The sequence below is a fragment of the Micromonospora sp. NPDC053740 genome (assembly GCF_040677775.1).
GTDB classification, from domain to species: Bacteria; Actinomycetota; Actinomycetes; order Mycobacteriales; family Micromonosporaceae; genus Micromonospora; species Micromonospora alfalfae.
Map to the genome: position 1 here is coordinate 533693 of NZ_JBFASO010000002.1, position 23251 is coordinate 556943.

General features: G+C 70.7%; 21 protein-coding genes. 12 read left to right on the top strand and 9 right to left on the bottom strand.

Annotated elements, in window-relative coordinates:
* Positions 1 to 15 precede the first annotated feature (15 nt).
* Together AB0K35_RS07075 and AB0K35_RS07080 are read right to left on the bottom strand one after the other, a co-directional pair.
* Positions 16 to 822 (bottom strand): sugar phosphate isomerase/epimerase, encoded by an 807-nt coding sequence (locus AB0K35_RS07075; RefSeq protein ID WP_238666947.1) that lies wholly within the window; start codon positions 820 to 822, stop codon positions 16 to 18.
* A gap of 75 nt (positions 823 to 897) precedes the next feature.
* Entirely contained in the window at positions 898 to 1842 is a 945-nt protein-coding gene (locus AB0K35_RS07080; protein WP_238666948.1) for a Ppx/GppA phosphatase family protein, read from the bottom strand.
* An 80-nt stretch (positions 1843 to 1922) separates the two neighbouring features.
* Between AB0K35_RS07080 and AB0K35_RS07085 the strand changes: the two genes are divergently transcribed.
* Entirely contained in the window at positions 1923 to 2720 is a 798-nt protein-coding gene (locus AB0K35_RS07085) for a hypothetical protein (RefSeq protein WP_363884501.1), read from the top strand.
* Between the two features lie 272 nt (positions 2721 to 2992).
* On the opposite strand, the gene AB0K35_RS07090 is transcribed toward AB0K35_RS07085, so the two are convergent.
* Both AB0K35_RS07090 and AB0K35_RS07095 read right to left on the bottom strand, forming a co-directional pair.
* The gene (locus AB0K35_RS07090; protein WP_030329696.1) at positions 2993 to 3676 is read right to left on the bottom strand and encodes a response regulator transcription factor; all 684 of its coding nucleotides are present in this window, start codon (positions 3674 to 3676) and stop codon (positions 2993 to 2995) included.
* A gap of 24 nt (positions 3677 to 3700) precedes the next feature.
* Positions 3701 to 4984, bottom strand: coding sequence for an ATP-binding protein (locus tag AB0K35_RS07095; RefSeq protein WP_238666949.1), 1284 nt, complete (start codon positions 4982 to 4984; stop codon positions 3701 to 3703).
* A 204-nt stretch (positions 4985 to 5188) separates the two neighbouring features.
* On the opposite strand from AB0K35_RS07095, the gene phoU reads away from it, so the two are divergent.
* On the top strand, positions 5189 to 5842 hold the full coding sequence (gene phoU / locus AB0K35_RS07100; RefSeq protein WP_238666950.1) for a phosphate signaling complex protein PhoU: 654 nt from the start codon (positions 5189 to 5191) through the stop codon (positions 5840 to 5842).
* A 65-nt stretch (positions 5843 to 5907) separates the two neighbouring features.
* On the opposite strand, the gene AB0K35_RS07105 is transcribed toward phoU, so the two are convergent.
* Entirely contained in the window at positions 5908 to 6675 is a 768-nt protein-coding gene (locus AB0K35_RS07105; protein WP_124817985.1) for a phosphoglyceromutase, read from the bottom strand.
* 152 nt (positions 6676 to 6827) lie between these two features.
* Here AB0K35_RS07105 and AB0K35_RS07110 point away from each other — a divergent pair, with 152 nt between their 5' ends.
* Together AB0K35_RS07110 and AB0K35_RS07115 are read left to right on the top strand one after the other, a co-directional pair.
* A complete protein-coding gene (locus AB0K35_RS07110; protein WP_357364313.1) occupies positions 6828 to 8108 on the top strand; it encodes an MFS transporter in 1281 nt (426 codons plus the stop codon).
* Between the two features lie 74 nt (positions 8109 to 8182).
* Complete coding sequence (locus tag AB0K35_RS07115) at positions 8183 to 9478, top strand: MFS transporter (protein ID WP_363884169.1); 1296 nt, start codon at positions 8183 to 8185, stop codon at positions 9476 to 9478.
* A 365-nt stretch (positions 9479 to 9843) separates the two neighbouring features.
* Here the strand turns inward: AB0K35_RS07115 and AB0K35_RS07120 are convergent, their stop codons facing one another.
* From AB0K35_RS07120 to mshA, 3 genes are all read right to left on the bottom strand, one after another.
* On the bottom strand, positions 9844 to 10818 hold the full coding sequence (locus AB0K35_RS07120) for a hypothetical protein (protein WP_363884503.1): 975 nt from the start codon (positions 10816 to 10818) through the stop codon (positions 9844 to 9846).
* A 460-nt stretch (positions 10819 to 11278) separates the two neighbouring features.
* Complete coding sequence (locus tag AB0K35_RS07125; RefSeq protein ID WP_112605262.1) at positions 11279 to 11794, bottom strand: YbjN domain-containing protein; 516 nt, start codon at positions 11792 to 11794, stop codon at positions 11279 to 11281.
* 59 nt (positions 11795 to 11853) lie between these two features.
* The gene (gene mshA / locus AB0K35_RS07130; RefSeq protein WP_238666955.1) at positions 11854 to 13218 is read right to left on the bottom strand and encodes a D-inositol-3-phosphate glycosyltransferase; all 1365 of its coding nucleotides are present in this window, start codon (positions 13216 to 13218) and stop codon (positions 11854 to 11856) included.
* 205 nt (positions 13219 to 13423) lie between these two features.
* Between mshA and AB0K35_RS07135 the strand changes: the two genes are divergently transcribed.
* Both AB0K35_RS07135 and AB0K35_RS07140 read left to right on the top strand, forming a co-directional pair.
* The gene (locus tag AB0K35_RS07135) at positions 13424 to 14185 is read left to right on the top strand and encodes an SDR family oxidoreductase (protein ID WP_238666956.1); all 762 of its coding nucleotides are present in this window, start codon (positions 13424 to 13426) and stop codon (positions 14183 to 14185) included.
* Between the two features lie 236 nt (positions 14186 to 14421).
* Positions 14422 to 15210 carry a class I SAM-dependent methyltransferase gene (locus tag AB0K35_RS07140; protein WP_238666957.1) on the top strand — a complete coding sequence of 263 codons (789 nt, stop codon included), beginning with the start codon at positions 14422 to 14424 and terminating at the stop codon, positions 15208 to 15210.
* Between the two features lie 176 nt (positions 15211 to 15386).
* Here the strand turns inward: AB0K35_RS07140 and AB0K35_RS07145 are convergent, their stop codons facing one another.
* Positions 15387 to 16469 carry a UDP-N-acetylmuramate dehydrogenase gene (locus tag AB0K35_RS07145; protein WP_363884172.1) on the bottom strand — a complete coding sequence of 361 codons (1083 nt, stop codon included), beginning with the start codon at positions 16467 to 16469 and terminating at the stop codon, positions 15387 to 15389.
* Positions 16470 to 16538: 69 nt separating this feature from the next.
* Here AB0K35_RS07145 and AB0K35_RS07150 point away from each other — a divergent pair, with 69 nt between their 5' ends.
* From AB0K35_RS07150 to AB0K35_RS07175, 6 genes are all read left to right on the top strand, one after another.
* The gene (locus AB0K35_RS07150; RefSeq protein ID WP_363884174.1) at positions 16539 to 17297 is read left to right on the top strand and encodes a maleylpyruvate isomerase family mycothiol-dependent enzyme; all 759 of its coding nucleotides are present in this window, start codon (positions 16539 to 16541) and stop codon (positions 17295 to 17297) included.
* Between the two features lie 228 nt (positions 17298 to 17525).
* Entirely contained in the window at positions 17526 to 18830 is a 1305-nt protein-coding gene (locus AB0K35_RS07155; RefSeq protein ID WP_363884176.1) for an extracellular solute-binding protein, read from the top strand.
* 73 nt (positions 18831 to 18903) lie between these two features.
* Entirely contained in the window at positions 18904 to 19884 is a 981-nt protein-coding gene (locus AB0K35_RS07160) for a sugar ABC transporter permease (protein ID WP_238666960.1), read from the top strand.
* A complete protein-coding gene (locus AB0K35_RS07165; RefSeq protein ID WP_363884178.1) occupies positions 19881 to 20714 on the top strand; it encodes a carbohydrate ABC transporter permease in 834 nt (277 codons plus the stop codon). Before AB0K35_RS07160 ends, AB0K35_RS07165 begins: the two co-directional genes overlap by 4 nt.
* The gene (locus AB0K35_RS07170; RefSeq protein WP_363884180.1) at positions 20711 to 22123 is read left to right on the top strand and encodes a GH1 family beta-glucosidase; all 1413 of its coding nucleotides are present in this window, start codon (positions 20711 to 20713) and stop codon (positions 22121 to 22123) included. The genes AB0K35_RS07165 and AB0K35_RS07170 overlap by 4 nt, the downstream gene beginning before the upstream one ends.
* A gap of 18 nt (positions 22124 to 22141) precedes the next feature.
* Complete coding sequence (locus AB0K35_RS07175; RefSeq protein WP_112584215.1) at positions 22142 to 23149, top strand: LacI family DNA-binding transcriptional regulator; 1008 nt, start codon at positions 22142 to 22144, stop codon at positions 23147 to 23149.
* Positions 23150 to 23251 lie beyond the last annotated feature (102 nt).

Below are 23251 nucleotides of genomic sequence, written 5' to 3' on the forward strand. Positions count from 1 at the left end.
TCTCGGGCGGACGGGTCAGGCGTCGACAGGTGAGGACGTGGGCAGGTGCTGGCGGGCGAACTCCAGCGCGGCGCGCAGGTCCGCCTCGCGCACCGCGCGGCTCTTCGCGCCCCGGGTGGCGACCTCCACCGCCACCGCCCCGGTGAAACCCCTGCCGGCCAGCGAGGAGAGCAGCTCCCCGCAGGGCTGGGTGCCGCGCCCGGGCACCAGGTGCTCGTCGCGGCCCTCGCCGGTGCCGTCGCCGAGGTGCACGTGCGCCAGCCCGGCGCCCATCCGGTCGGCCATCTCCAGGGGGTCGCTGTGCGAGGCCGCGCAGTGCGACAGATCAAGGGTGTACGACGGGTAGCCGGCGTCGGTCGGGTCCCAGCCGGGCACGTACGGGACGAACTGCCGGCCCGCCATCCGCACCGGGTACATGTTCTCCACAGCGAAGCGCAGCCCGCTGAACCGGTCCGCGACGGTGGCCAGACCCTCGGCGAAGTTGCGGGCGTAGTCGCGCTGCCAGGTGAACGGTGGGTGCACCACGACGGTCGGCGCGCCCAGCGTCTCGGCCAGCTCGGCGGCCTTGCGCAGGCGCTCCCACGGGTCCGGGCTCCACACCCGCTGGGTGACCAGCAGGCAGGGCGCGTGCACCGAGAGCACCGGCACGTCGTAGTGCGTGGAGAGGCCGCGCAGCGCGCCCGCGTCCTGGCTGACCACGTCGGTCCAGACCATCACCTCGACGCCGTCGTAGCCGAGCGCCGCGGCCAGTTGGAACGCCGCCGCGGTCGGCTCGGGAAAGACCGACGAGCTGGACAGGAGCACTGGCACGCGGGAAGTCACATCAGTCAGCGTAGCCCGGCAGCGCCGGGGGCATCGTGACGAGCGCCGGCAAACCGACCGGAAACGGCCACCTGATCAGATCGGCTCCAGCTGATCGAGTCGGCGGAGGATGACACCCTCCCGCAGCGCCCAAGGGCAGATGTCCAGCGAGTCCAGATCCAGGCGGCGCATCACCGCCTCGGCGACCACCGCACCGGCCAGCAACTGGTGGGCCCGACCCGCGCTGACCCCCTCCAGCTCCATCAACTGCGCCGGTGGGATGTGCCGGATGAAACTGATGACCTGCCGCAAGCCGGCCCGGGTCAGGCTGCGTCGCACCCACAGCCCGGAACCGGACGGGGCCGCCCCGGCCAGTCGGGCCAGGGTCCGGAACGTCTTCGAGGTGGCCACCGCCCGACCCCAGCCCACCTCGGTCATCTGGTCGACGACCTTGTCCAGCCGGCCGTCCACGTACTCCCGGAGCTTGTCGACGGCCTCCGCCGACGGCGGGGCCGCACTGGCCGGATCGACCCCCAGCCGCTCGCGGGTCAGTCGACCGGCTCCGAGTGGCAGGGAGACCGCCACGTCCGGGTCCTCGTCGATGCCGGCGGCGATCTCCAACGAGCCGCCACCGATGTCCAGCACCAGCAGCCGGCCCGCCGACCAGCCGAACCACCGCCGTACGGCCAGGAACGTCATCCGCGCCTCGTCCGCCCCGGAGAGCACCGCAAGGCGTACGCCGGTCTCGTCCCGGACCCGGGCCAGCACCTCGGCCGCGTTTGTGGCATCGCGCACCGCGGACGTGGCGAAAGCGATCAGGTCGTCGGCCGCCAACCCGGTGGCCGCCGCCTTGGCCATGCCCACCGCCTTGACCAGGCCGTCCGCCCCCGCCTCGGTCAGCGCGCCGTCGGGGCCGATCTGCTCGGCCAGCCGGAGCACCACCTTCTCGGAGTGCGCCGGCCACGGGTGCGCGCCGTGGTGCGCGTCCACCACAAGGAGATGCACCGTGTTGGATCCGACGTCGAGGACACCCAGTCGCATGCTGAAGACCCTAGGCGCAACACGTTTGCGCGGCTCACCGGCCTGCGGACGTCACCGCGCGTACGCTGGGCCGAGTGACGATGGAGCTCCGTGTGCTGGTGGACGACCCGGGTGACCCGCGCAGTCGCGAGGTGCCCCTGGACTTCCCTCGGGAGTGGATCGAGTTCACCGACCCGGCCGACGAGACGCACCTGATCCGGGCCGACCTGACCTGGCTGCTCTCCCGCTGGACCTGCATCTTCGGCAAGGGCTGCCACGGCATCATCGCCGGCCGGGCCGCCGACGGTTGCTGCTCGCACGGGGCGTTCTTCACCGACTCGGACGACGAGAAGCGGGTCCGCAACGCCGTCAAGCGGCTCAGCCCGTCGACCTGGCAGCATTTCCGGCGCGGGTTCAAGAACTGGACCGACGAGGACACCATCGACGGCAAGAACCCGGCCCGCCGCACCGCCACCCAGGGCCCCGACGGTCCGTGCGTGTTCCTCAACGACGCCGACTTCGCCGGCGGTGGCGGTTGCGCCCTGCACGCCCAAGCGCTGCGCGACGGGGTGCACCCGTTGGAATACAAGCCGGACGTCTGTTGGCAGCTGCCGATCCGCCGCGATCAGGACTGGGTCAAGCGGCCGGACAACAGCAAGGTGCTGGTCTCCACCCTGTCCGAGTTCGACCGGCGGGGTTGGGGAGCCGGCGGGCACGACCTGGACTGGTGGTGCACCTCCTCGACGGACGCCCACGTCGGCACCGAGCCGATGTACCTGTCGTACGGGCCGGAGCTGACCGCGCTGATCGGCGCTGCCGCCTACGAGCGGCTGGCCGAGCTGTGCGCGACCAGGACGAAGCAGGGCATGATCGCCCCGCACCCCGCAGACGAGGTCTAGCGATCGGCGGCGAGAAAGCAGCGCTGCAACGGCCGCAGACAAAGAGCCGGGGGCCTCGGGTGGAACTCCTTTGGAGCTGACTCGTTTACGGCATCGGCGCTACGACGTCGCTGGATGACTCGCTTACGGCATCAGCTCCAAAGGACCGCACCAACGAACTCGCTTCCCCCGGCGGGCAGGTGGTTCAGCTCTCTGAACGTGCTCGCCTGAGCAAGGGCGGACAGCCCGAAAGGGGGCCTGCGCCGAGCGCAGACCCCCTTCGGGTACGCCGATCACGGCTCGAACTTGTAGCCCAGACCCCGCACTGTGACGATGAAGCGCGGCGCCGACGGCTCCGGCTCGATCTTGGAGCGCAGCCGCTTGACGTGCACGTCAAGCGTCTTGGTGTCACCGACGTAGTCGGCGCCCCAGACCCGGTCGATGAGCTGGCCACGGGTCAGCACCCGGCCCGCGTTGCGCAGCAGCAGCTCCAGCAGCTCGAATTCCTTCAGCGGCAGCTGCACGGCCCCGCCGTCGACTGTCACCACGTGCCGCTCGATGTCCATCCGCACCGGCCCGGCGGCCAGCGTCGGCGCACCCGCCTCGGCCACCTCCGGGCTCTGCCGGCGCAGCACCGCCCGGATCCGGGCGACCAGTTCCCGCGGCGAGTACGGCTTCGTGACGTAGTCGTCGGCGCCGATCTCCAGCCCGACCACCTTGTCGATCTCGCTGTCGCGGGCGGTGACCATGATGATCGGAACGGCGGAGCGCTGCCGCAACTGCCGGCAGACCTCGGTCCCTGACATCTCCGGCAACATCAGGTCGAGCAGCACGATGTCGGCGCCGGTCCGGTCGAACTCGGTGAGGGCGTCGGTGCCGGTCGCGGCGACCGAAACCTCAAAGCCCTCCTTACGGAGCATGTACGACAAGGCGTCGGAGAACGACTCCTCGTCCTCGACCACCAGAACGCGGCTCAACGGGGATTTCCTTTCCATCTGCTGTCAGACCTGCCGTAGCCCAGTCGGACCGGACTCGATCCCAACCGGCGGCAGTGTCGCCAGGAGGTCGTCCGGTGGACTGGCGGGCAGCCGGAGGGTGAACGTCGATCCACCACCAAGAGTGCTCGACACCTCGACCCGTCCGCCATGGTTGCTCGCAATGTGTTTCACGATCGCCAGGCCGAGCCCGGTGCCGCCGGTGGCACGCGAGCGGGCCTGGTCGGCCCGGTAGAACCGCTCGAAGACCCGGTCCACGTCGGTGGGGGCGATACCGATGCCCTGGTCGGCGACGGCGACCTCGACGTGCTCGTCGTCGCCGCTGAGGGTCACCCGCACCGTGGTGTCCTCGCCCGAATAGTTGATCGCGTTCTCCACCAGGTTCGCCACAGCAGTGGCGAGCTGGGAGTCGCTGCCGTACGCGGTGAGCCCACGCGCCCCTTCCACTGTCACTGTGACACCGCGGGCGGAGGCAGTGGTGCGGGTCCGGTCGACCACCTCGGCGATCACCCAGTCCAGGGCGACCGGCTCCGGTGGCGGCTGTGGCTCAGCCCCCTGCAACCGGGTCAGCTCCAGCAACTCCTGCACCAGCCGACCCAGCCGGGTCGATTCGTGCTGGATCCGTTCCGCGAACCGGCGGGCGGCCACCAGGTCCTCGGAGAGGTCGGGCGCAGCGGCGTCGGCCGGCTCGGTGGCGTCCAGCAAGGCCTCGGCGAGCAGTTGCAGGGCCCCGATCGGGGTCTTCAACTCGTGACTCACGTTGGCCACGAAGTCGCGTCGTACCCGGGTCAGCCGGTGCGACTCGGTCACGTCGACCGCCTCGACCGCGATGAAGCCGTTGCCGAGACCCATCGCCCGCAGGTGCACGCCGAGCGGGTTCTCCCCCGCGCTGTCGCGACCTCGGGGCAGGTCCAGCTCGATCTCGCGTCGCACGCCGGTGCGTCGTACCTGGCCGGCAAGGGTACGGATCAGCGGGTGCGCGGCGATTGAGCCGGGGGTGCTGCCGGTGCGCAGCAGCCCCATCGCGCGGGCGGCCGGGTTGATCAGCACGGGGACGTCGTCGTTGTCCAGAACCACGACACCGGCCCGGAGTGAGTCGATCGTCCGGCGGCCGAGCCCGGCCTGCTGCTCGTCGGCTATCGCGGGCCTCCCCCTGCTCCAGCGGAAGCTGACGCTCCCCGTCGACGTGGAGTGACCGTTCCGCCTCGGCAGGAACCGGGGCAGCAGCAGACCGGCGGCCATCCCGGCCACCAACGCCAGGGCCACCACGACCGCCACCGCCCACTCCACCCGGCGATCGTAGGGTCATTGTTAACCTGGCTACCACACAGAACGGGACGAACTACCCTCACTTACGGAAGTGTTCACCCCCACGTCTGGCGTCGTTCACCGTGGTTCATCCGGGATCCGTCCACGCGCCCTACCGTTGGCGTCGCACCTGCTCAACCCCCTGCGCCGGCACCCGTCGGCGGCGACCGACCACAGGACGTGATGATGCGCGACGAGTTCCGGGCCGACCTCCAGATCGTCAGCCAACTGCTGGTGGACATGGCGGAGGGCGTCCGCGCCGCCATGCGCCAGGCCACCCGGGCCCTGCTCACCGCCGACCGGCAGGCCGCCGAGACGGTCATCGAGCGGGACGCCGAGATCGACGACCTCTACCGGCACGTCGAGGAGCGGGTCTGTGACCTGCTCGCCCGACAGGCGCCGGTCGCCTCCGACCTCCGGGCGATGATCACCGCGCTGCACGTGGCAGCCGATCTGGAGCGGATGGGCGACCTCGCCGAGCACGTGGCGAAGACAGCGCTGCGCCGGCACCCCTCCCCCGCCGTCCCGGCCGAGCTGCGGACGGTCTTCACCGAGATGTCCGAGATCGCCGACCGGATGGCCGTGAAGATCGGTTCGGTGCTGGCGAAGCCCGACGCCGACCTCGCCGGCGAACTGGACCGCGACGACGACGCCATGGACGAGCTGCACAAGAACCTGTTCGCCGTGCTGCTCGGTGACGACTGGCCGTACGGGGTGGAGACGGCCATCGACGCCACCCTGCTGGGCCGCTTCTACGAGCGCTTCGCCGACCACGCGGTAAACGCCGGCGAGCACGTGATCTACCTGATCACCGGGGAGAGCGCGCCCAGCGGCAACTGACCGGCAGGGAAAGGGCCCCTCGCCATCGCTTCCCGCGATGACGAGGGGCCCCCTCTTCTGGTGGCTCAGCGCCCCTGGTTGGCCACCGCCGCGGCGGCTGCCTTCGCAGCGGTCGGGTCGAGGTAGGTGCCGCCCAGGGTGAGCGGGCGCAGCTGCGGGTCGAGGTCGTAGCGCAGCGGGATGCCCGTCGGGATGTTCAGCTTGGCGATCGCCTCGTCGGAGATCTGGTCGAGGTGCTTGACGAGGGCGCGCAGCGAGTTGCCGTGCGCGGCCACCAGCACCGTCCGGCCGGCCAGGATGTCCGGCACGATCGAGTCGTACCAGTAGGGCAGCATCCGGTCGACGACGTCCTTGAGGCACTCGGTGCGCGGCATCAGCTCGGTCGGCAGCAGCGCGTAGCGCGGGTCACCCACCTGCGACCACTCGTCGTTGTCGTCGATGGGCGGCGGTGGCGTGTCGTACGACCGGCGCCAGAGCATGAACTGCTCCTCGCCGTACTCGTCGAGGGTCTGCTTCTTGTCCTTGCCCTGCAGGGCGCCGTAGTGGCGCTCATTGAGCCGCCACGACCGGCGCACGGCGATCCAGTGCCGGTCGGCGGCGTTGAGCGCCAGCTCGGCGGTGCGGATCGCACGGCGCATCACGCTGGTGTGCACGACGTCCGGCAGCAGGCTGTGCTCGCGCATCAACTCGCCGCCGCGCCGCGCCTCGCCCTCGCCCTTCTCGGTCAGGTCGACGTCCACCCAGCCGGTGAAGAGGTTCTTGGCATTCCAGTCGCTCTCACCGTGTCGCAGCAGGACCAGCGTCCCGACGGTGGGCCCTTCGCTCGCAGTCATGCGGATCATCCTGCCTCAACCGCCCGGCGGACACGCGGGCAGCCGTCGTGACGACCACCACGTGAAAAAGCTGATGACCAGCGGATCCGGCCGCCACTAGGGTTGTAAGGCACGCCAGTCACATCGGTCATTACTTGCAAGCGGGGCGCCATATGCGGACGATGCGGAGTTGGTTCCGGGACACCACCGGCGGCCTACCGACCACCTTCTGGTACCTGTGGTCCGGCACTCTGATCAACCGACTCGGCTCGTTCGTCCTCGTCTTCCTCGCCATCTACCTGACTCAGGAACGTGGCTTCTCGGCCTCGCAGGCCGGCCTGGTGATCGGCCTCTGGGGCGTTGGCGGGGCGTTCGGCACGACCGCCGGCGGCACTCTGGCCGACCGGTGGGGCCGCCGGCCGACACTGCTCACCGCCCACGTGGGCGCGGCGGTCATGATGCTCGGGCTCGGGCTGGCCCGGGATCTCTGGGCGGTGGCGCTGGGCGCGCTGCTGCTCGGCATGTTCGCCGAGGCGGCCCGGCCCGCGTTCGGGGCGATGATGATCGACGTGGTGCCGGCGAAGGACCGGCTTCGCGCCTTCTCGCTCAACTACTGGGCGATCAACCTCGGCTTCGCCTGCGCCGCCGTCCTCGCCGGCCTCGCCGCCCAGGCCGACTACCTGCTGCTGTTCGTGGTCGACGCGGCCACCATGCTGATCACCGCGCTGATCATCTTCAGCAAGGTGCCGGAGACCCGACAGGCCGGCCCGGCCGCCGACGTCACGGCAGCGGCGGCTCCACGTGGCGCGCTGCGCACGATCCTCACCGACCGGGTCTACCTCGGCTTCGTGGCACTCAACCTGTTCGCCGCGCTGGTGTTCCTCCAGCACATCTCGATGCTGCCGATCGCGATGGGCGACGACGGCCTGAGCCCCGCCACGTACGGCTCGGTGATCGCGCTCAACGGCATCCTCATCGTGGTCGGACAGCTCTTCGTGCCCCGACTGATCCGGGGCCGGAGCCGCTCACACGTGCTCGCGCTGGCATCCGTGGTGATGGGCGTGGGATTCGGGCTGACCGCGTTCGCCGGCACCCCGTGGTTCTACGGGCTGACGGTGCTGATCTGGACGGTCGGCGAGATGCTGAACTCGCCCTCCAACTCCACGCTGATCGCCGAACTGTCCCCGGCCGAACTGCGCGGTCGGTATCAGGGCGTGTTCTCCCTCTCGTGGCAGATCGCCGGGGCCAGCGCGCCGATCCTCGGTGGCCTGGTGCGTGAGCACGCCGGTAACGACACCCTCTGGTACGGCTGCGCCGCGCTCGGCCTCCTGACCGCCGTGGCCCACCTGGTGTCCGGGCCGGCCCGGGAACGGCGCGCGACCGCGCTGCGCCGCTCCGGTGAGGCACTCGCACCGACCACCGCGTCCCGTGCGCCACAGCCCGCCGAGGCGTAATGAGTAGCGCGGCGGTGCCGGAGTTCCTACTGTGCAGTGGAAACAGTTAACAACCTGAACTGTCGGGAGGCCGGGTGCACGCCCTGCGGCGCTGGTGGCACGACACCGCAGGCGGACTACCCGCCACCTTCTGGTACCTCTGGGCCGGCCTGCTGATCAACCGGGCCGGCGCGTTCGCCATGCTGTTCCTCTCGCTCTACCTCACCGACGTACGCGGCGCGAGCGAAGGGCTGGCCGGCACCGTGGTCGGCGCGTACGGGGCCGGCGGAGCGGCCGGAGTGCTCCTCGGCGGGGTGCTCGCCGACCGGTGGGGACGCCGGGCGACCCTGCTCGCCGCACACCTGGCCACTGTCGGCCTGATGGTGGCGCTCGCCTTCACCCGCCCCCTGCTGCTGATCGCGATGCTCTCCGCGCTGATCGGCGTGGTCCACTCGATGCCCAGCCCGGCGTTCGTGGCGGCGATCGTCGACGTGGTGCCCGCCGAACGCCGCTCGCGGGCGTTCAACCTTCAGTTCTGGGCGTTCAACCTCGGCATGGCTGTCGCCTCGCTGCTCGCCGGGGTCCTGGCCGAGGCCAGCTTCACCGCGCTGTTCCTTGTCGACGCGGGCGCCACACTGACCGCCGCCGCCGTGATCGCCTGGAAGGTGCCCGAAACCCTGCGGCTGACCCGACCAGCGGCAGGCCCACCGCCCGTCACAGTCGCGGCACCGAAATCCATCCGGGCCCGTCGGCCCGGACTGCACACGGCGCTCACCGACCGCACCTTCCTGGTCTTCGTCGGGCTCACCTTCGTGCTCGCCGTACTCACCATGCAGACGTCGACCATCATGCCGCTGGCAATGCGCGCGGACGGCCTCGGACCATCGGCGTACGGGCTGGTGGTGGCGCTCGGCGGCGCGCTGATCGTGGTCGGGCAGTTGTTCGTGCCCCGGCTGATCGACAGGCACCGCAAGCACGTGGTGCTGTCCGCCTCCACGGCGCTGCTCGCGCTCGGGTTCGGGGCGCTCGCCATCGCCGACGAACTCGCCATCTACCTGGGTGCCGCTGTGATCTGGACGGTCGGCTCGATGCTCGCCGCCCCACCCAACGCGCAGATCAACGCGGACCTGGCTCCACCGCAGCTACGAGCGCGCTACCAGTCGGTCTTCTACCTGACGTTCCCAGCCGCGGCGTTCGTCGCGCCCACCCTCGGCGGGGTGAGCCTCCAGCACCTGGGCGACCGGCACTGGTTGATCGTGGGCGGGCTGGGTCTGCTGGCCGCGCTCGGACACCTGCTCGCCGGGCCACCCCGGGAGCGGCACGTCGCCGCCCTGCGCCGGGTCGCCGACCCGGAGCCGACGACCCCCGCAGACCGCGTACCGGTCGGCTAACCGACGCAAAGCGCCCACCACGTCCCTGAGGTCGTGGTGGGCGCTCGCCGGCGGGGCCGGCGGCGGCGGGCAACACTCACCCCCGTAAGCATCGCCCGCTCACGCCGCCGGTCCAAACAGGTGGGAACCGTCCCCCAACGGTTATTCCACCCGTCCCCTCGCGCCTCGTCTGGTGCGCGGATCTGATCGATCCGCCGCTCCCCCGAACGTTTCCAAACGTGGCGCGGTGCAATAAAGCTAGTTCGCCCGGATTCTGGATTCAACCCAGAACGGCTGTCTCGCCGGTCACAACTGGCGAGTATCCGCTGCTCCGGCCTCGTCCGTTGGCAACAGCCGGGTACCCGTCGGCCATTCCCGCAAACACCTCAACCGTCTTCCCGATCGGGTGACTCGGTCCGGAAGAAGCTGCTCTGGCGGCCGTTCCGCAACTGCTCCTGATAAATCAGGTTCAGCCGCCGCAGGTCAAACGTGTAGAACCACTCATCCCAGGTGATCTCGCGAATCCGGCTGCTTTCCCGGTATCCGGGAATGTTGAAGGTCAACACACCCGCCCGGCCATCCCGCTCGGTGCCGGCGATGGTCGCCGGCCTGGCCCCGCGTTCCCGGGCCCACCGCTGGATCACCTCGTGGTTCGCCGTGATCAAACTCCGTCCCGGCCGCTCCGGTCGGTCACTGATCGACGAGATCACCTGCGAACTGCGGACCGACCGCCCTGTACCCCGTCCGGTCCGGATCCCGCCGGCCGCCATCGCGCCACCGGTCGACGGCGTCAACGTGCGCTTCGCCGCCGTGCTCTTCGCCGGTGCTGTGCGCTTCGCCGTCGTACGCTTCGCCGCCGTGCTCTTCGCCGGTGTCGCGCGCTTCGCCGCCGCACTCCTGGCCGGTGTCGCGCGCTTCGCCGCCGGCCGCGCCGGTGCCTTCTTCGCCGGCGCCTTCCGCGCGGGTGCCGTACGCGCCGTCGCCGTCTTACGCGCCGTCGCCGTGGTCTTCCGCGCCGCCGCGGTCTTCCGGGCGGCGGTGGTCTTCCGGGCGGCGGTGGTCCTGCTCGCGGCCGTGGTCTTGCGGGCGGCCGTCGACGTCGCCGCTGTGGTCCTCTTCGCGGCGGTCGCCTTCTTCGCCGGCGCCCTCTTCGCCGCCGCCGTCGACTTCCGCCCGGCGGTCGCCTTCGTTGCGGCGGCCCGCTTCGCGGGCGCGCTCTTGTTCGCCGGCGCGGCCTTCGCGCGGCTCGACGCCGGCCTGGCCGCCGACTTCTTGGTGGCGGCGGCACGACCCGCCGACGCCCTGGTGCCGGCGGCCCGGCCCGACGGGCCGGTGCTGCTCCGACCCGCGCCGGCCCGCATCGAGCGCACCAACTGTTTCACCAGCTCCGGCTTGCGCAGTGCGGAGATCCCGGAGACCCCGCGTTTGCGCAACTGCCCGCGGATGTCGTCCACCCGCATCCGGGAAATCTCCGACTCGGAGACTCCGGGGGTTCCCGGCGTCTGGTTGCCGGCCTGTCGCTTGGTCCTGGTCGCAGTCGCGCCGCGACCTGAGCTGTTCCGCTGAGCCATGGGACGCTCCGCTCCTTGGCACTCCGTCATCGGCGCGCGGGGGTCCCTTGCCGCACCGCGCGGTGCGGCATACCCGTCAGGAGCACTCCGAACCACAGTCAACTCGCCATGGTCGTGCTGGATCCAGGATCGAGTGGCATCGCCGCGTCGGCGACACCACTACTTCCTGGTTCGAGCACGATCTTCCGGCGGGGGCGGGCGCGGGGGCGGCGCGGGCGCGGGCACCGCTTGCCGGCGCGCGGGCCCGGGATCAGGTCGGGTCGGGGCCGGCGCCGGAGGGCTCGAAGAGGTGGGCGAAGGCGGCCAGGTTGGCTGTCGACTCGCCCCGCTTCACCCGCCACTCGTACTCCCGCCGGATCGAACTGCCGAAGCCGATCTCCAGCATCGTGTCGAACGACTCGTCGGCGTACGTGAGCACCGCGCCGAACAGTCGATCCAACTCGTCGGCGTCCACGCCGGCCGGGTTGACCCGACCGGTCAGGTACACGTCGCCGACCGCGTCGGTGGAGAAGGAGACCCCGTACATCCGGGCGTTGCGCTGCAACAGCCAGGCCCACAGCTCCTCGCGGCGCTCGTCCGGCTGACGCATCACGAACGCTTCGATCCGCAGCGCGTGCTCGCCGACGATCAGGTTGCAGATCGTCTTGAGCTTGTGGGTGCCCGGCAGCGTCACCGCGTACGAGCCGGGGCCGGTCGACTCCCAGGCCAGGTCCCGCTCGGCACAGACCGACTCGATCAGGGTCGCAAGATCGCTCTTCGGGCTCACCGGACCCACTCTACGACCGACCCGGCTCGCGCACCGGGTGACGACGGGCTGCCCCCGGGTCACCAGGAACAGGAGAGCGCCGGGCCACCCGCCAGGTCGGCCGCGAGCCGGGCACGGTGCCCGGCGATCGCCTCGCCGTAGACCCCGAGCAGACCGGCGACCGTACGGTCCCAGGAGAAGTGCCGGGCGTGCTGCTCGGCGCCTCGGGCCAGCACCGAGCGCAGCGCCCGGTTCGGCAGCAGGTCAGCCATCGCACGGGCCCAGTCGACCGGGTCGTGACCGTCGATCAGCACCCCACTGACCTGGTCCCGGACGGCGGTGACCAGCCCTCCGACGGCGGCGGCCAGCACCGGCGTACCGCAGGCCTGCGCCTCCAGGGCGACCAGCCCGAACGATTCGTTGTGCGACGGCACCGCGACCAGGTCCGCCGCCCGGAACAGGGCCGGAAGGTCGTCCCCGGTGAGCGGCGGCAGGAACCGCACCCCGTCGCTGACCCCGAGCTTGGCGGCCAACTCGATCAGGGCGGTCGGCCGATCCAGCCCACTGCCGCTGGGCCCGCCGCAGATCACCACCGTCACCTGATCGGCCAACGCCGGATCGCGCTCACGCAACGCGGCGATCGCGCGGATCAGCACGTCGGGGGCCTTGAGCGGCTGGATCCGACCGACGAAGGCAACCACGTACCCGTCGACTGGAAGTCCCAGCCGGCGACGGGTCTGGCGAGCCGCCGCGGACCTGTCGCCCGGCGCGGGCCGGAACCGGGCCAGGTCGACACCCGGCTGCACGACGGACACCCGGGTCGGATCGGCGTCGTACCGGTCGAGTAGGTCGCTGGCCTCGAACCGGGTGTTGGCGACCAACCGGTCCGCCTCGGCGACCACCTGTTCCTCGCCGATGACCCGGGCCTTGGGCTCCGGCCGGTCACCGGCCGCGAGCTGGGCGTTCTTGACCTTCGCCAGGGTGTGCGCGGTGTGCACCAGCGGCACCCCCCAGCGCTCCTTGGCCAGCCAGCCGACCTGGCCGGAGAGCCAGTAGTGGGAGTGGATCAGGTCGTAGTGGCCGGGCGGACGGGACGCCTCGGCGCGCAGCACCCCCGCGGTGAAGGCGCAGAGCTGACCGGGCAGCTCCTCCTTGGTGAGGCCCTCCAGGGGGCCGGAGGTGATGTGCCGAACCTGCACTCCGGGCGCCATCTCGACCACCGGGGGAAGGTCACCGGCGGTGGCCCGGGTGAAGATCTCCACCTCCACGTTGGCCTCGGCGAGACGCCGAGCCACTTCGAGGATGTAGACGTTCATTCCGCCGGCATCACCCGTGCCGGGCTGGTGCAGGGGGGAGGTGTGTACCGACAGGGTGGCGATGCGGCGCGGCCGGGGCCACGGCTGGGCACCTCGCTGACGCCCGACACCGGTGTGCATATCCGCCACATCCGCTCCTTCTTCACGGTTGATGCCGTCTCGCACGACCGGCGCTTCTCGGTCAACCTGTACGCCGGATGTCATCTTCCCCATCGGGCGTCGGAAATTCCCCGGCGCGGCCCCCCGGCGTGACGGACCTCATCACCGAACGCCCGCCAATGGCCGCCGTACGCCCGCTCGGGGCGGGTCGGACGCCCGCTGTGACAATGGCCTGATGACCTCAGTCGCCATCGTCACCGGAGCGTCCAGCGGGATCGGCGCGGCCACCGCCCGCCGGCTCGCCGCCGAGGGGTTCCACGTGCTCGCCGCCGCCCGCCGCGCCGAACGGCTCACCGACCTGGTCGCCGAGATCACCGCCGCCGGCGGGCAGGCCACCGCCGTCACCTGCGACATCACCTCGGACGAGTCGGTGGCCCGGCTCGCCGAGGCCGCCGCCCAGGCACCCGGGCCGGTCACGCTCCTGGTCAACAACGCCGGCGGAGCGCGCGGGCTGGACCCGGTGGAGTCCGGCTCGGTCGCCGACTGGCAGTGGATGTACGACGTGAACGTACTCGGCACCCTGCGGGTCACCCAGGCGCTGCTGCCGGCGCTGGAAGCCTCCGGCTCCGGCACCATCGTGGTGGTCTCCTCCACTGCCGGCCTGACCGTGTACGAGGGTGGGGGCGGCTACACCGCCGCGAAGCACGCGCAGACCGCCATCGCCGGCACGCTCCGCCTGGAGCTGTGTGGCCGGCCGCTGCGAGTCATCGAGATCGACCCGGGCATGGTGAAGACCGACGAGTTCGGGCTCGTCCGCTTCGAGGGCGACGCGGAACGGGCAGCCGCCGTCTACGCAGGGGTGCCGGGGCCACTGGTCGCCGAGGACGTCGCCGACTGCATCGCCTGGTGCGCCACCCGTCCCGAGCACGTCAACATCGACCGGCTGGTGGTCCGGCCCCGGGCACAGGCCGCCCAGCACAAGGTGCACCGGGTCTAGGGCCTGTTTTATGAGGGCGGTCGAGCCGAGGCGGAGTCCGGGCGGCGACCCGGCAAGGCGCGGTTTGGTCCGGATACCGGTGTCGTATCCGGACCAAACCGCAACGCCGCCGGTCGTCGTCCGGGCCCGCCGGAGGCCGGCCAGTTCTTATGAAACAGGCCCTAGCAGTGCTGCGCGAGAAGTGAGCCGGGTTTGCGAGCCCGCAGTCGCGAACGGAGATTGACCTTGAGGTCGACATGAGCCCCGCGGCGCGGCGGCGGCCGTTCGGCGTGGTCACGCGCGGCACGACGAACCCGAACCGGCTCCGTCGGGTGGACAACTGGATCGTCGCCACCTGCGCCGACCGGCTGTTGGCGGCGGACGACCCGCTGGTCGTCGACCTCGGCTACGGCGCCACCCCGGTGACCGCTGTGGAGTTGCGCGCTCGACTGGCCGCCGGGGTCCGTCCGGACGTACGGCTGGTCGGGTTGGAGATCGACGCCGCCCGGGTGGCCGCCGCAGCGCCGGCCGCCGACCCACCCGGGCTGACGTTCGCCAGGGGTGGGTTCGAGTTGGCCGGGCTCCGGCCGGTGCTGGTCCGCGCGTTCAACGTGCTGCGACAGTACGACGAGAGCGAGGTGGCCGAAGCCTGGCAGACGATGATCGCCGCGCTCGCCCCCGGCGGAGTGCTCGTCGAGGGCACGTGTGACGAGTTGGGGCGGCTCGCCAGTTGGCTGCTGATCGACGCCGACGGCCCGCAGACGCTGACCCTGGCCGCGAAGCTCACCACGCTGGGCAGCCCCGCCGAACTGGCCGAGCGACTACCCAAGGCACTGATCCACCGCAACGTTCCCGGTGAGCCGGTGCACGGGCTGATCCGCGCCCTGGACGACGCCTGGCAGGCCGCCGCCCCGTACGCCACCTTCGGCCCCCGCCAACGCTGGCTGCACGCGGTGACCCGCCTCCGCGAAACGGGCTGGCCCATCCTCGGCAACCCCACCCGCTGGCGCCAGGGCGAACTAACCCTCCCCTGGCCCCTCCCCTAACCCACCCCACCCCACAGGCCCCACGCCCACCATGCCCACCATGCCCACCATGCCCACCACGCCGATCTTGCACTTTCGGTCGTTGATTCGCCCCTGTTGTGGCCGTTATGTCCCCGCAGAAACTGCAAGATCGCGGGGGCAGGGATGGGGCAGGGGTGGGGTGGGGTGGGGTGGGGTTAGAGGGTGCAGTTGATGAGGACTGGTTCGGGGTGCAGGGTTACGCCGAAGCGGGCGTGGACCTGATCGCTGATGGTGCGGGCCAGGGTGAGCAGGTCGCTGGTGTGGGCGGTGCCGCTGCGGTTGGTAAGGGCCAGTGTGTGCTTGCTGGAGATGGCCACTCCACCCTCGCCGGGGTGGCCCTTGGCGAAGCCGGCCTTGTCGATCAGCCAGGCGGCGCTCACCTTGACCAGGCCGTCCGCTCCGGGCCAGGCGGGCGGGTCGCCCAGCTCGGCGGAGCGTTCCAGGAGCTGTTCGTACGTCGCGCGGTCGAGCACCGGGTTGGTGAAGAAGGAGCCGACCGAGCGAGTGTCCGGGTCGGTGGCGTCGAGCACCATCCCTTTGCCCGCCCGCAGCCGCAGCACCACCGCTCGGGCGTCGGCCAGCGGCACCTGCTCGCCCACCTCGACACCGAGGGCTCGGGCCAGTTCCGCGTAGCGCACCGGCCCGGAGAGCGGGGACCTGGCGAGTCGGAAGTCGACCGAGAGCACCACCCAGCGGTCCATGTACTTGAAGATGCTGCCCCGGTAGGCGAAGCCGCATTCGGCTGCGGGGATGACCTGGCGGGTGCCCTCAACCCGGTCGTACACCTCGACGCCGGTGATCGTCTCGGCGACCTCCTGGCCGTACGCGCCGACGTTCTGGATCGGGGTGGCACCGGTCGAGCCGGGGATGCCGGACAGGCATTCGAGCCCGGCCCAGCCGTTGGCGACAGTGGCGGCGACCAGGTCGTCCCAGGGCTCGCCGGCGTCGACCCGTACGGTGACCGAGGTGGCGTCCTCGGCGATGACCCGCATGCCACGGGAGCGCACCAGCACGACGGTGCCGGGGAAGCCGGCGTCGCCGATCACCACGTTGCTGCCCCCGGCCAGGATCAGGACCGGCTCCGCCGCGGCGCGTACCGCGTGGACGAGCTCGTCGGCACTGCCGGCGGCCACGATCCGCTCGGCCGGCCCACCCGTTCGGAGGGTGGTGTAGCCGGCGAGTGGACCGGGGATGGCACGATCGGCGTCGGTTGTCGGCTGGGCGGAGGCGTCTGGCACGCCCTTCACCTTAGGCTGACAAGTAGCCGTGGCACCCACTGGTCGCCCGGCACCCCCGGGAGGATGGCGATGAGCAGACTGCAGGGCAGCAAGGATTTCTGGATCGGGGCGCTCCGGACGGAGGGTCCGGCTTTCGCGGCAGCGGTGGCCGAGGCGCCGCCGGAGACACCGGTGCTGTCCTGTCCGGGCTGGACGGTCAACGACCTCACACTGCACATGGCCGGCCTCTACCACTGGGTTTCGTCGTTCGCCGGTTCCGGCCAGACCGGCCAACCGCCTCGGCGGGAGAAGATCGAGGCTGACTCGGGCGTGAACGCGCTCCAGTTGTGGCAGCAGGGTTACGACCGGGTGATGACCGTCTTCGACGGGCTCGATCCCGAGGCACCGGCCTGGAACTGGGCTCCGCAGCCGAAGAAGGCCGGCTTCTGGCCGCGTCGGATGGCGCACGAGACGGCTGTGCACCGCTGGGACGCCCAGCTCGCCATCGCGGCTGGCGATCCGGTGGAGGCGAAGCTCGCGGCCGACGGGGTGAGCGAGGTGCTGGACACCTGGCTCCCGGCGGGCCGGCGGCAGGTTCCGGGTACCTGGCACGGGGTCGTGCAGCTCTGCGCTACCGATGCGGCCCAGGAGTGGTATCTGCGGTTGCGCGGCGAGGGGGTGGCGCTGCTCGACACCGCGACCATCTTCGACCACGACGATCACCACGCCCGCGCCCAGGTCAGCGGCACCGCGAGCGACCTGCTGCTGGCGCTCTGGGGTCGGGTGAGCTTCGAGACGCTGGACGTCGCCGGTGACCGCACCCTGTTGGACGGTCTGCGCACCGGCTGACCGACCGACAACGAACGAGGGCGTCACCCCGGCGGGGGTGGCGCCCTCGTCGATGTTGGGGCATCCCCGTCTACCGGGCGACGCCGCCCCGGCGAGCGTTCATCACGGGAACGCAACGCTGAGAGAGCGCTCTCTTGACAGTGCGTTGGTGACCCACCACAGTGTCGTGAGAGCGCTCTCTTAGCCATCTGCCATCACCCCGCCCGCCTTGAGAGAGGTCGATAACCAATGGCTGTCATCCCGCGCCGCCGCCTCGCCGCAGTGGCCCTCGTCGCCGCCACCGCCCTGCTCGTCACCGCTGGCTGCGGCGGCGGTGACGAGCCGGGCGACGGACCGGTCACCCTGACCGTCGACGTATTCGGCCAGTTCGGCTACGAGCAGCTCTACCAGGAGTACATGACCGCGAACCCCGGCGTGAAGGTCGTCGAGCGCGGTACCGGCACCAACCTCGACGAGTACTCGCCGAAGCTCACCCAGTGGCTCGCCGCCGGCCGGGGCGCCGGCGACGTGGTGGCCATCGAGGAGGGCCTGCTTGTCGAGTACAAGGCCAATCCCGGCAACTTCGTCAACCTGCTGGACCACGGCGCCGCCGACCTCAAGGGCAACTTCCTCGAGTGGAAGTGGAACGCCGGTCTGACCTCCGACGGCAAGCAGCTCATCGGCCTCGGCACCGACGTCGGCGGCATCGCCATGTGCTACCGCAAGGACCTCTTCCAGAAGGCCGGCCTGCCCACCGAGCGGGAGGCGGTCTCGAAACTCTGGCCCACCTGGCCGGACTACATCGCCACCGGCGAGAAGTTCGTCGCCGCGAAGACCGGCGCGTCCTTCCTCGACGGAGCGACGAACACCTTCAACACCATCCTGTTGCAGACCGCCGGCAACACCTCCGGCTACAGCTACTACGACACCAGCGAGAAACTGGTCGTGGACAGCAACCCGGCCGTGCGGCAGGCGTGGGACACCACAACGGACATCGTTGACTCGGGCCTCTCCGGCAAGTACGGCTCCTGGTCGGAGGAGTGGGTCTCCGCCTTCAAGCAGTCGAAGTTCGCCACCATCGCCTGCCCCGCCTGGATGACCGGCGTCATCGAGGCCAACGCCGGCACTGGCGCCCAGGGCAAGTGGGACATCGCCCGGGTGCCCGGCAACGGCGGCAACTGGGGTGGGTCGCACCTCGCCGTGCCCAAGCAGAGCAAGCACCAGGCCGAGGCGATCAAGCTGGCCAAGTTCCTGACCAGCGCCAAGGGGCAGATCGGGGCGTTCAAGGCCAAGGGTCCGCTGCCCTCCTCGCCGCAGGCGCTCGACGACCCGGCGATCACCGGCGCGACCAACGCGTACTTCTCGGGGGCACCGGTCGGCGCCATCTTCGGCACCGGCGCGAGAAGCCTGAAGCCGGTCTACATGGGCCCGAAGAACCAGGCCGTACGGACCGAGGTGGAGAACGCCGTACGGACCGTGGAGCTGGGTCAGCGCAGCCCCACGCAGGGCTGGACCGACGCGGTGACCAACGCGAAGAAGGCCGCCGCCAAGTAGCCCAACCAGCGTGCGGGCGGGCGGGCTCCGACGACCGGAGTTCCGCCCGCAGTGCGGAAAGGAGTTCCCGGGCATGACCGTCCAGCTCGACGCCCGCCCGCCGGTGGCACCGGCGCCCCAGCGTTCGCCAGGCCGGCTCAGCCGGCTCGACACCCGGTACTCGCCGTACCTCTACGTCGCCCCGTTCTTCCTGATCTTCGGCATCTTCGGGGCGTACCCGCTGGCGTACACCTTCTGGGTCTCGCTGCACGACTGGGACCTGCTCGGAGCCGACCACCCCTTCGTCGGGGCGGAGAACTACACCCGGCTGCTGGCCGACGCGGACTTCTGGCACGCGCTGGTGAACACGCTGGGCATCTTCGTGATCTCCACGGTGCCGCAGTTGCTCGCCGCGCTCTGGCTGGCCAACCTCCTCAACCGGGGCCTGCGCGCCCGCACCGGCTGGCGGATGGCGGTGCTCGTCCCCAACGTGACCTCCACGGCCGCGGTGGCGATCGTCTTCGGGGTGCTCTTCGGCCGCGAGTTCGGGATGATCAACTGGATGCTCGACCTGGTCGGGGTGGACGCCATCGGCTGGAAGTCCAACCGGTTCGCCTCCTGGGTGGCCATCTCCGCGATGGTCGACTGGCGGTGGACCGGCTACAACGCGCTGATCCTGCTGGCCGCGATGCAGGCCATCCCCCGCGACCTGTACGAGGCCGCGGCGATCGACGGCGCCGGCCGGGCCCGGCAGTTCTGGTCGGTCACCGTGCCGCTGCTCAAGCCGACGATCATCTTCTGCACCATCATCGCCACCATCGGCGGCCTGCAACTCTTCACCGAGCCCCGGATGTTCAACTCCGGCACCAACCCGATCCGCGGCGGACCGCTGCGCGAGTCGCAGACGCTGACCATGTACATGTTCGAGAACGCCTTCGCCCCGCACTACAACTTCGGGTACGGCTCGGCGGTGGCCTGGCTGCTCTTCGCGCTCATCGCGATCGTCGCGGCCGTCAACGTGCTGCTCCTGCGCCGCCTCGGCGGGGACCGACCGCAGAAGGGAGCGGCACGATGAGCCGACTCTGGCGGGCCAGCCCGCTCACCTACCTCGCCCTGGTCGTCGCCGCCGGCCTGTCGGTCTTTCCGATCTGGTGGATGTTCGTCGTCGCCAGCCGCAGCAACGACGCGATGGGCCAACTGCCACCCCCGGTCACGCCCGGCGGCAACCTGGGCGCCAACATCGCCCGGCTGTTCGACAACCCCGACGCGTACTTCCTGACCGGTCTGATCAACTCGGCGATCGTGGCCACCACTGTCACCGTGTCCGTGGTGTTCTTCTCCAGCCTGGCCGGGTTCGCCTTCGCCAAGCTCAGGTTCCGTGGCCGCAACGCGATGCTGCTGGTGATCATCGCGACCATGATGGTGCCGACCCAGCTCGGCGTGATCCCGCTCTACCTGCTCATGACCAAGCTGCAGTGGAACGACCGGCTGCCCGCAGTCATCGTCCCGGTGCTGGTCACCGGGTTCGGAGTGTTCATGATGCGGCAGTACGCCGGCCAGGCGGTCACTGACGAGCTGATCGAGGCCGCCCGGATGGACGGTTGTGGCACCGCCCGGATCTGGTGGCACGTCGTGCTGCCCGCGCTGCGCCCGGCCGCCGCCGTCCTCGGCCTGCTCACCTTCATGACCACCTGGAACGACTTCCTCTGGCCGTACGCTGTACTGAACGATCCGGCGAATCCGACGGTGCAGCTGTCCCTACGAGCGCTGTCGGACGGGTACTACCAGGACATGTCGCAGGTGTTCACCGGAACGGCCATCGCGACGCTGCCCCTGCTACTGGTCTTCGTGTTGTTCGGCCGGCAGATCATCGGCGGAATCATGGAAGGTGCGGTCAAGGCGTGAACGAGCGGAGCGAGCCAACCAACCGGTCCAGCAACGAGATCCGGTTTCCCGAACACTTCCTCTGGGGGGCGGCCACCGCCGCGTACCAGATCGAGGGTGCGGCCCGCGACGACGGTCGCGGACCGTCCATCTGGGACACCTTCAGCCGTACGCCCGGCAAGGTGTACCAGGGCCACACCGGCGACGTCGCCTGCGACCACTACCACCGGTACGCCGACGACGTGGCGCTGATGGCCGAGCTGGGTCTGCGGGCGTACCGGTTCTCCGTCGCCTGGCCGCGGATCCAGCCCGACGGCACCGGCCCGGCCAACCCCCGTGGGCTGGACTTCTACGACCGGCTCACCGACACACTGCTCGATCGGGGAATCGACCCGATCGTCACCCTCTACCACTGGGATCTGCCGCAGGCCCTCGGCGACCGGGGTGGCTGGACCAACCGGGACACCGCCGAGCACTTCGCCACCTACGCCACGGCGGTGTACGCCCGCCTCGGCGACCGGATCGACGTGTGGACCACGCTCAACGAGCCGTGGTGCTCGGCCTACCTGGGTTACGCCAACGGCCTGCACGCTCCGGGTGAGCGGGATCCGGCGGCGGCCTTCACCGCCGTACACCATCTGCTGTTGGGGCACGGTCTGGCGGCGCGGGCGTTGCGCGCGGCCGGCGCACGCAGCGTGGGCGTCACTGTCAACCCGGCCGACGTACGCCCGGCCGACCCGCAGAGCGCTGCCGACGCTGCCGCGGTACGCCTGGTAGACGGCCTGCACAACCGGATCTTCCTCGACCCGCTGCTGGCCGGCGGCTACCCGGACGACGTCCGGGAGCACGTGGCCCGGATCGTCGAGCCGACGTTCATCCGCGACGGCGACGAGAAGGTGATCGCCGCCCCGATCGACCTGCTCGGCATCAACTACTACGCCCCGAGTTACGTGGCCGGTCGGCCCGACGGCGCAGGCAACGGCGCGTATCCGGGCACCGAGGGCGCTGTGCACTTCCTGCCGCCGGCCGGGCCGCTCACCGACATGGGTTGGATGATCGAACCGGCCGGGCTCACCCGGCTGCTGGAGCGGATCGCCGCCGACTATCCCGGTGTGCCGCTGCTGATCACCGAGAACGGTGCGGCGTTCCCCGACAAGCCCGGCGCCGACTCGCCCGACGGCCCGACGCAGGTGATCGACGCCGATCGCATCGCCTACCTCGACGGGCACCTCCGCGCGGCGCACGAGGCGATCTCCCGGGGCGTGGACCTGCGCGGTTATCTCGTATGGTCATTCCTGGACAACTTCGAGTGGGCGGAGGGTTACCGCAAGCGGTTCGGGATCGTGCACGTCGACTACCTGACCCAGCGGCGCACACCGAAGGCCAGCGCCCGGTGGTACCAGGAGGTGATCTCCCGGAACGGGCTGTGACGAGCGGGGGAAAGCGCGATGACGACGGCGCAGCGGCCGACGCTCGAAGCGGTGGCAGCGCGGGCCGGGGTGTCCCGCGCCACCGTTTCCCGTGTGGTCAACGGGTCCACCACCGTCGCCGAACCGATCCGCGAGGCGGTCACCCGGGCGGTCGCCGAGTTGGGGTACGTCCCCAACCTGGCGGCCCGCAGCCTGGTCACCCAGCGCACCGACTCGATCGCCCTGGTCATGCCGGAGGCGGCCACCCGGGTCTTCTCCGACGACCAGGTCTTTCCCGGCATCATCCGGGGCGTCAGCCAGGAGTTGGAGGCAGCCGACAAGCAACTGGTGCTGATGCTCGCCGGCTCACCGGCCGGGCACCACCGGGTCGAGCGGTACACCACCGGCCGGCACGTCGACGGCGTGCTCTTCGCGTCGCTGCACGGTGCCGACCCGCTGCCCGGCACGCTGGCCCGACTCGGCATCCCGGTGGTGGTCAGCGGCCGGCCGCTCGGCGACGTGCCCGTCCCGTACGTCGACGTCGACCACGTGGCCGGGGTGACAGCGGCCGTCCGGCACATGATCGACAGCGGTCGTCGACGGATCGCGACAATCGCCGGGCCACAGGACATGGTCGCCGGGATCGAACGGCTCAGCGGTTACCGCAGCACTGTCGCCGACGCGGGGCTGCCCGAGCTGATCGCCATCGGTGACTTCACCCGGGAGTCCGGGTCGGCGGCGATGCGCCGCCTGCTCGCCGAGCATCCCGACCTCGACGGCGTCTTCGCCGCCTCCGACCTGATGGCGCACGCCGCTCTGCGGACGCTGCGCGAGGCCGGTCGGCGGGTGCCCGACGACGTGGCGGTGGTCGGCTTCGACGACATCGAGACCGCCGCCTACACCGAGCCGCCGCTGACCACCGTCCGGCAGCCGATCGTGGAACTCGGCCGCCGGATGACCCGCCAACTGCTCCGGCTGGCCGCCGGGGAGAGCATCGAGCAGGCGGTCATGCTCCCCACCGAGCTGATCCGTCGCGCCTCCGCCTGACCGCGCCAGGCGGTTAATGCGTCGCTCGGGTCAGGCGATCCTGGTTAGCCTCGCCGACATGCCAGATCCTGTCGCACTGCTCAGCTGTCTCCACCAACTCGT

Excerpts from the sequence above, each read along its gene's own strand:
- AB0K35_RS07110 (WP_357364313.1), top strand. The coding sequence starts at position 6,828 with ATGCGGACGATGCGGAGTTGGTTCCGGGACACCACCGGCGGCCTACCG.
- AB0K35_RS07175 (WP_112584215.1), top strand. The coding sequence starts at position 22,142 with ATGACGACGGCGCAGCGGCCGACGCTCGAAGCGGTGGCAGCGCGGGCC.
- AB0K35_RS07165 (WP_363884178.1), top strand. The coding sequence starts at position 19,881 with ATGAGCCGACTCTGGCGGGCCAGCCCGCTCACCTACCTCGCCCTGGTC.
- AB0K35_RS07150 (WP_363884174.1), top strand. The coding sequence starts at position 16,539 with ATGAGCAGACTGCAGGGCAGCAAGGATTTCTGGATCGGGGCGCTCCGG.
- AB0K35_RS07160 (WP_238666960.1), top strand. The coding sequence starts at position 18,904 with ATGACCGTCCAGCTCGACGCCCGCCCGCCGGTGGCACCGGCGCCCCAG.
- AB0K35_RS07085 (WP_363884501.1), top strand. The coding sequence starts at position 1,923 with ATGGAGCTCCGTGTGCTGGTGGACGACCCGGGTGACCCGCGCAGTCGC.
- AB0K35_RS07120 (WP_363884503.1), bottom strand. The coding sequence starts at position 10,818 with ATGCGGGCCGGCGCGGGTCGGAGCAGCACCGGCCCGTCGGGCCGGGCC.
- AB0K35_RS07135 (WP_238666956.1), top strand. The coding sequence starts at position 13,424 with ATGACCTCAGTCGCCATCGTCACCGGAGCGTCCAGCGGGATCGGCGCG.
- AB0K35_RS07155 (WP_363884176.1), top strand. The coding sequence starts at position 17,526 with ATGGCTGTCATCCCGCGCCGCCGCCTCGCCGCAGTGGCCCTCGTCGCC.
- AB0K35_RS07080 (WP_238666948.1), bottom strand. The coding sequence starts at position 1,842 with ATGCGACTGGGTGTCCTCGACGTCGGATCCAACACGGTGCATCTCCTT.
- phoU (WP_238666950.1), top strand. The coding sequence starts at position 5,189 with ATGCGCGACGAGTTCCGGGCCGACCTCCAGATCGTCAGCCAACTGCTG.
- AB0K35_RS07140 (WP_238666957.1), top strand. The coding sequence starts at position 14,422 with ATGAGCCCCGCGGCGCGGCGGCGGCCGTTCGGCGTGGTCACGCGCGGC.
- AB0K35_RS07105 (WP_124817985.1), bottom strand. The coding sequence starts at position 6,675 with ATGACTGCGAGCGAAGGGCCCACCGTCGGGACGCTGGTCCTGCTGCGA.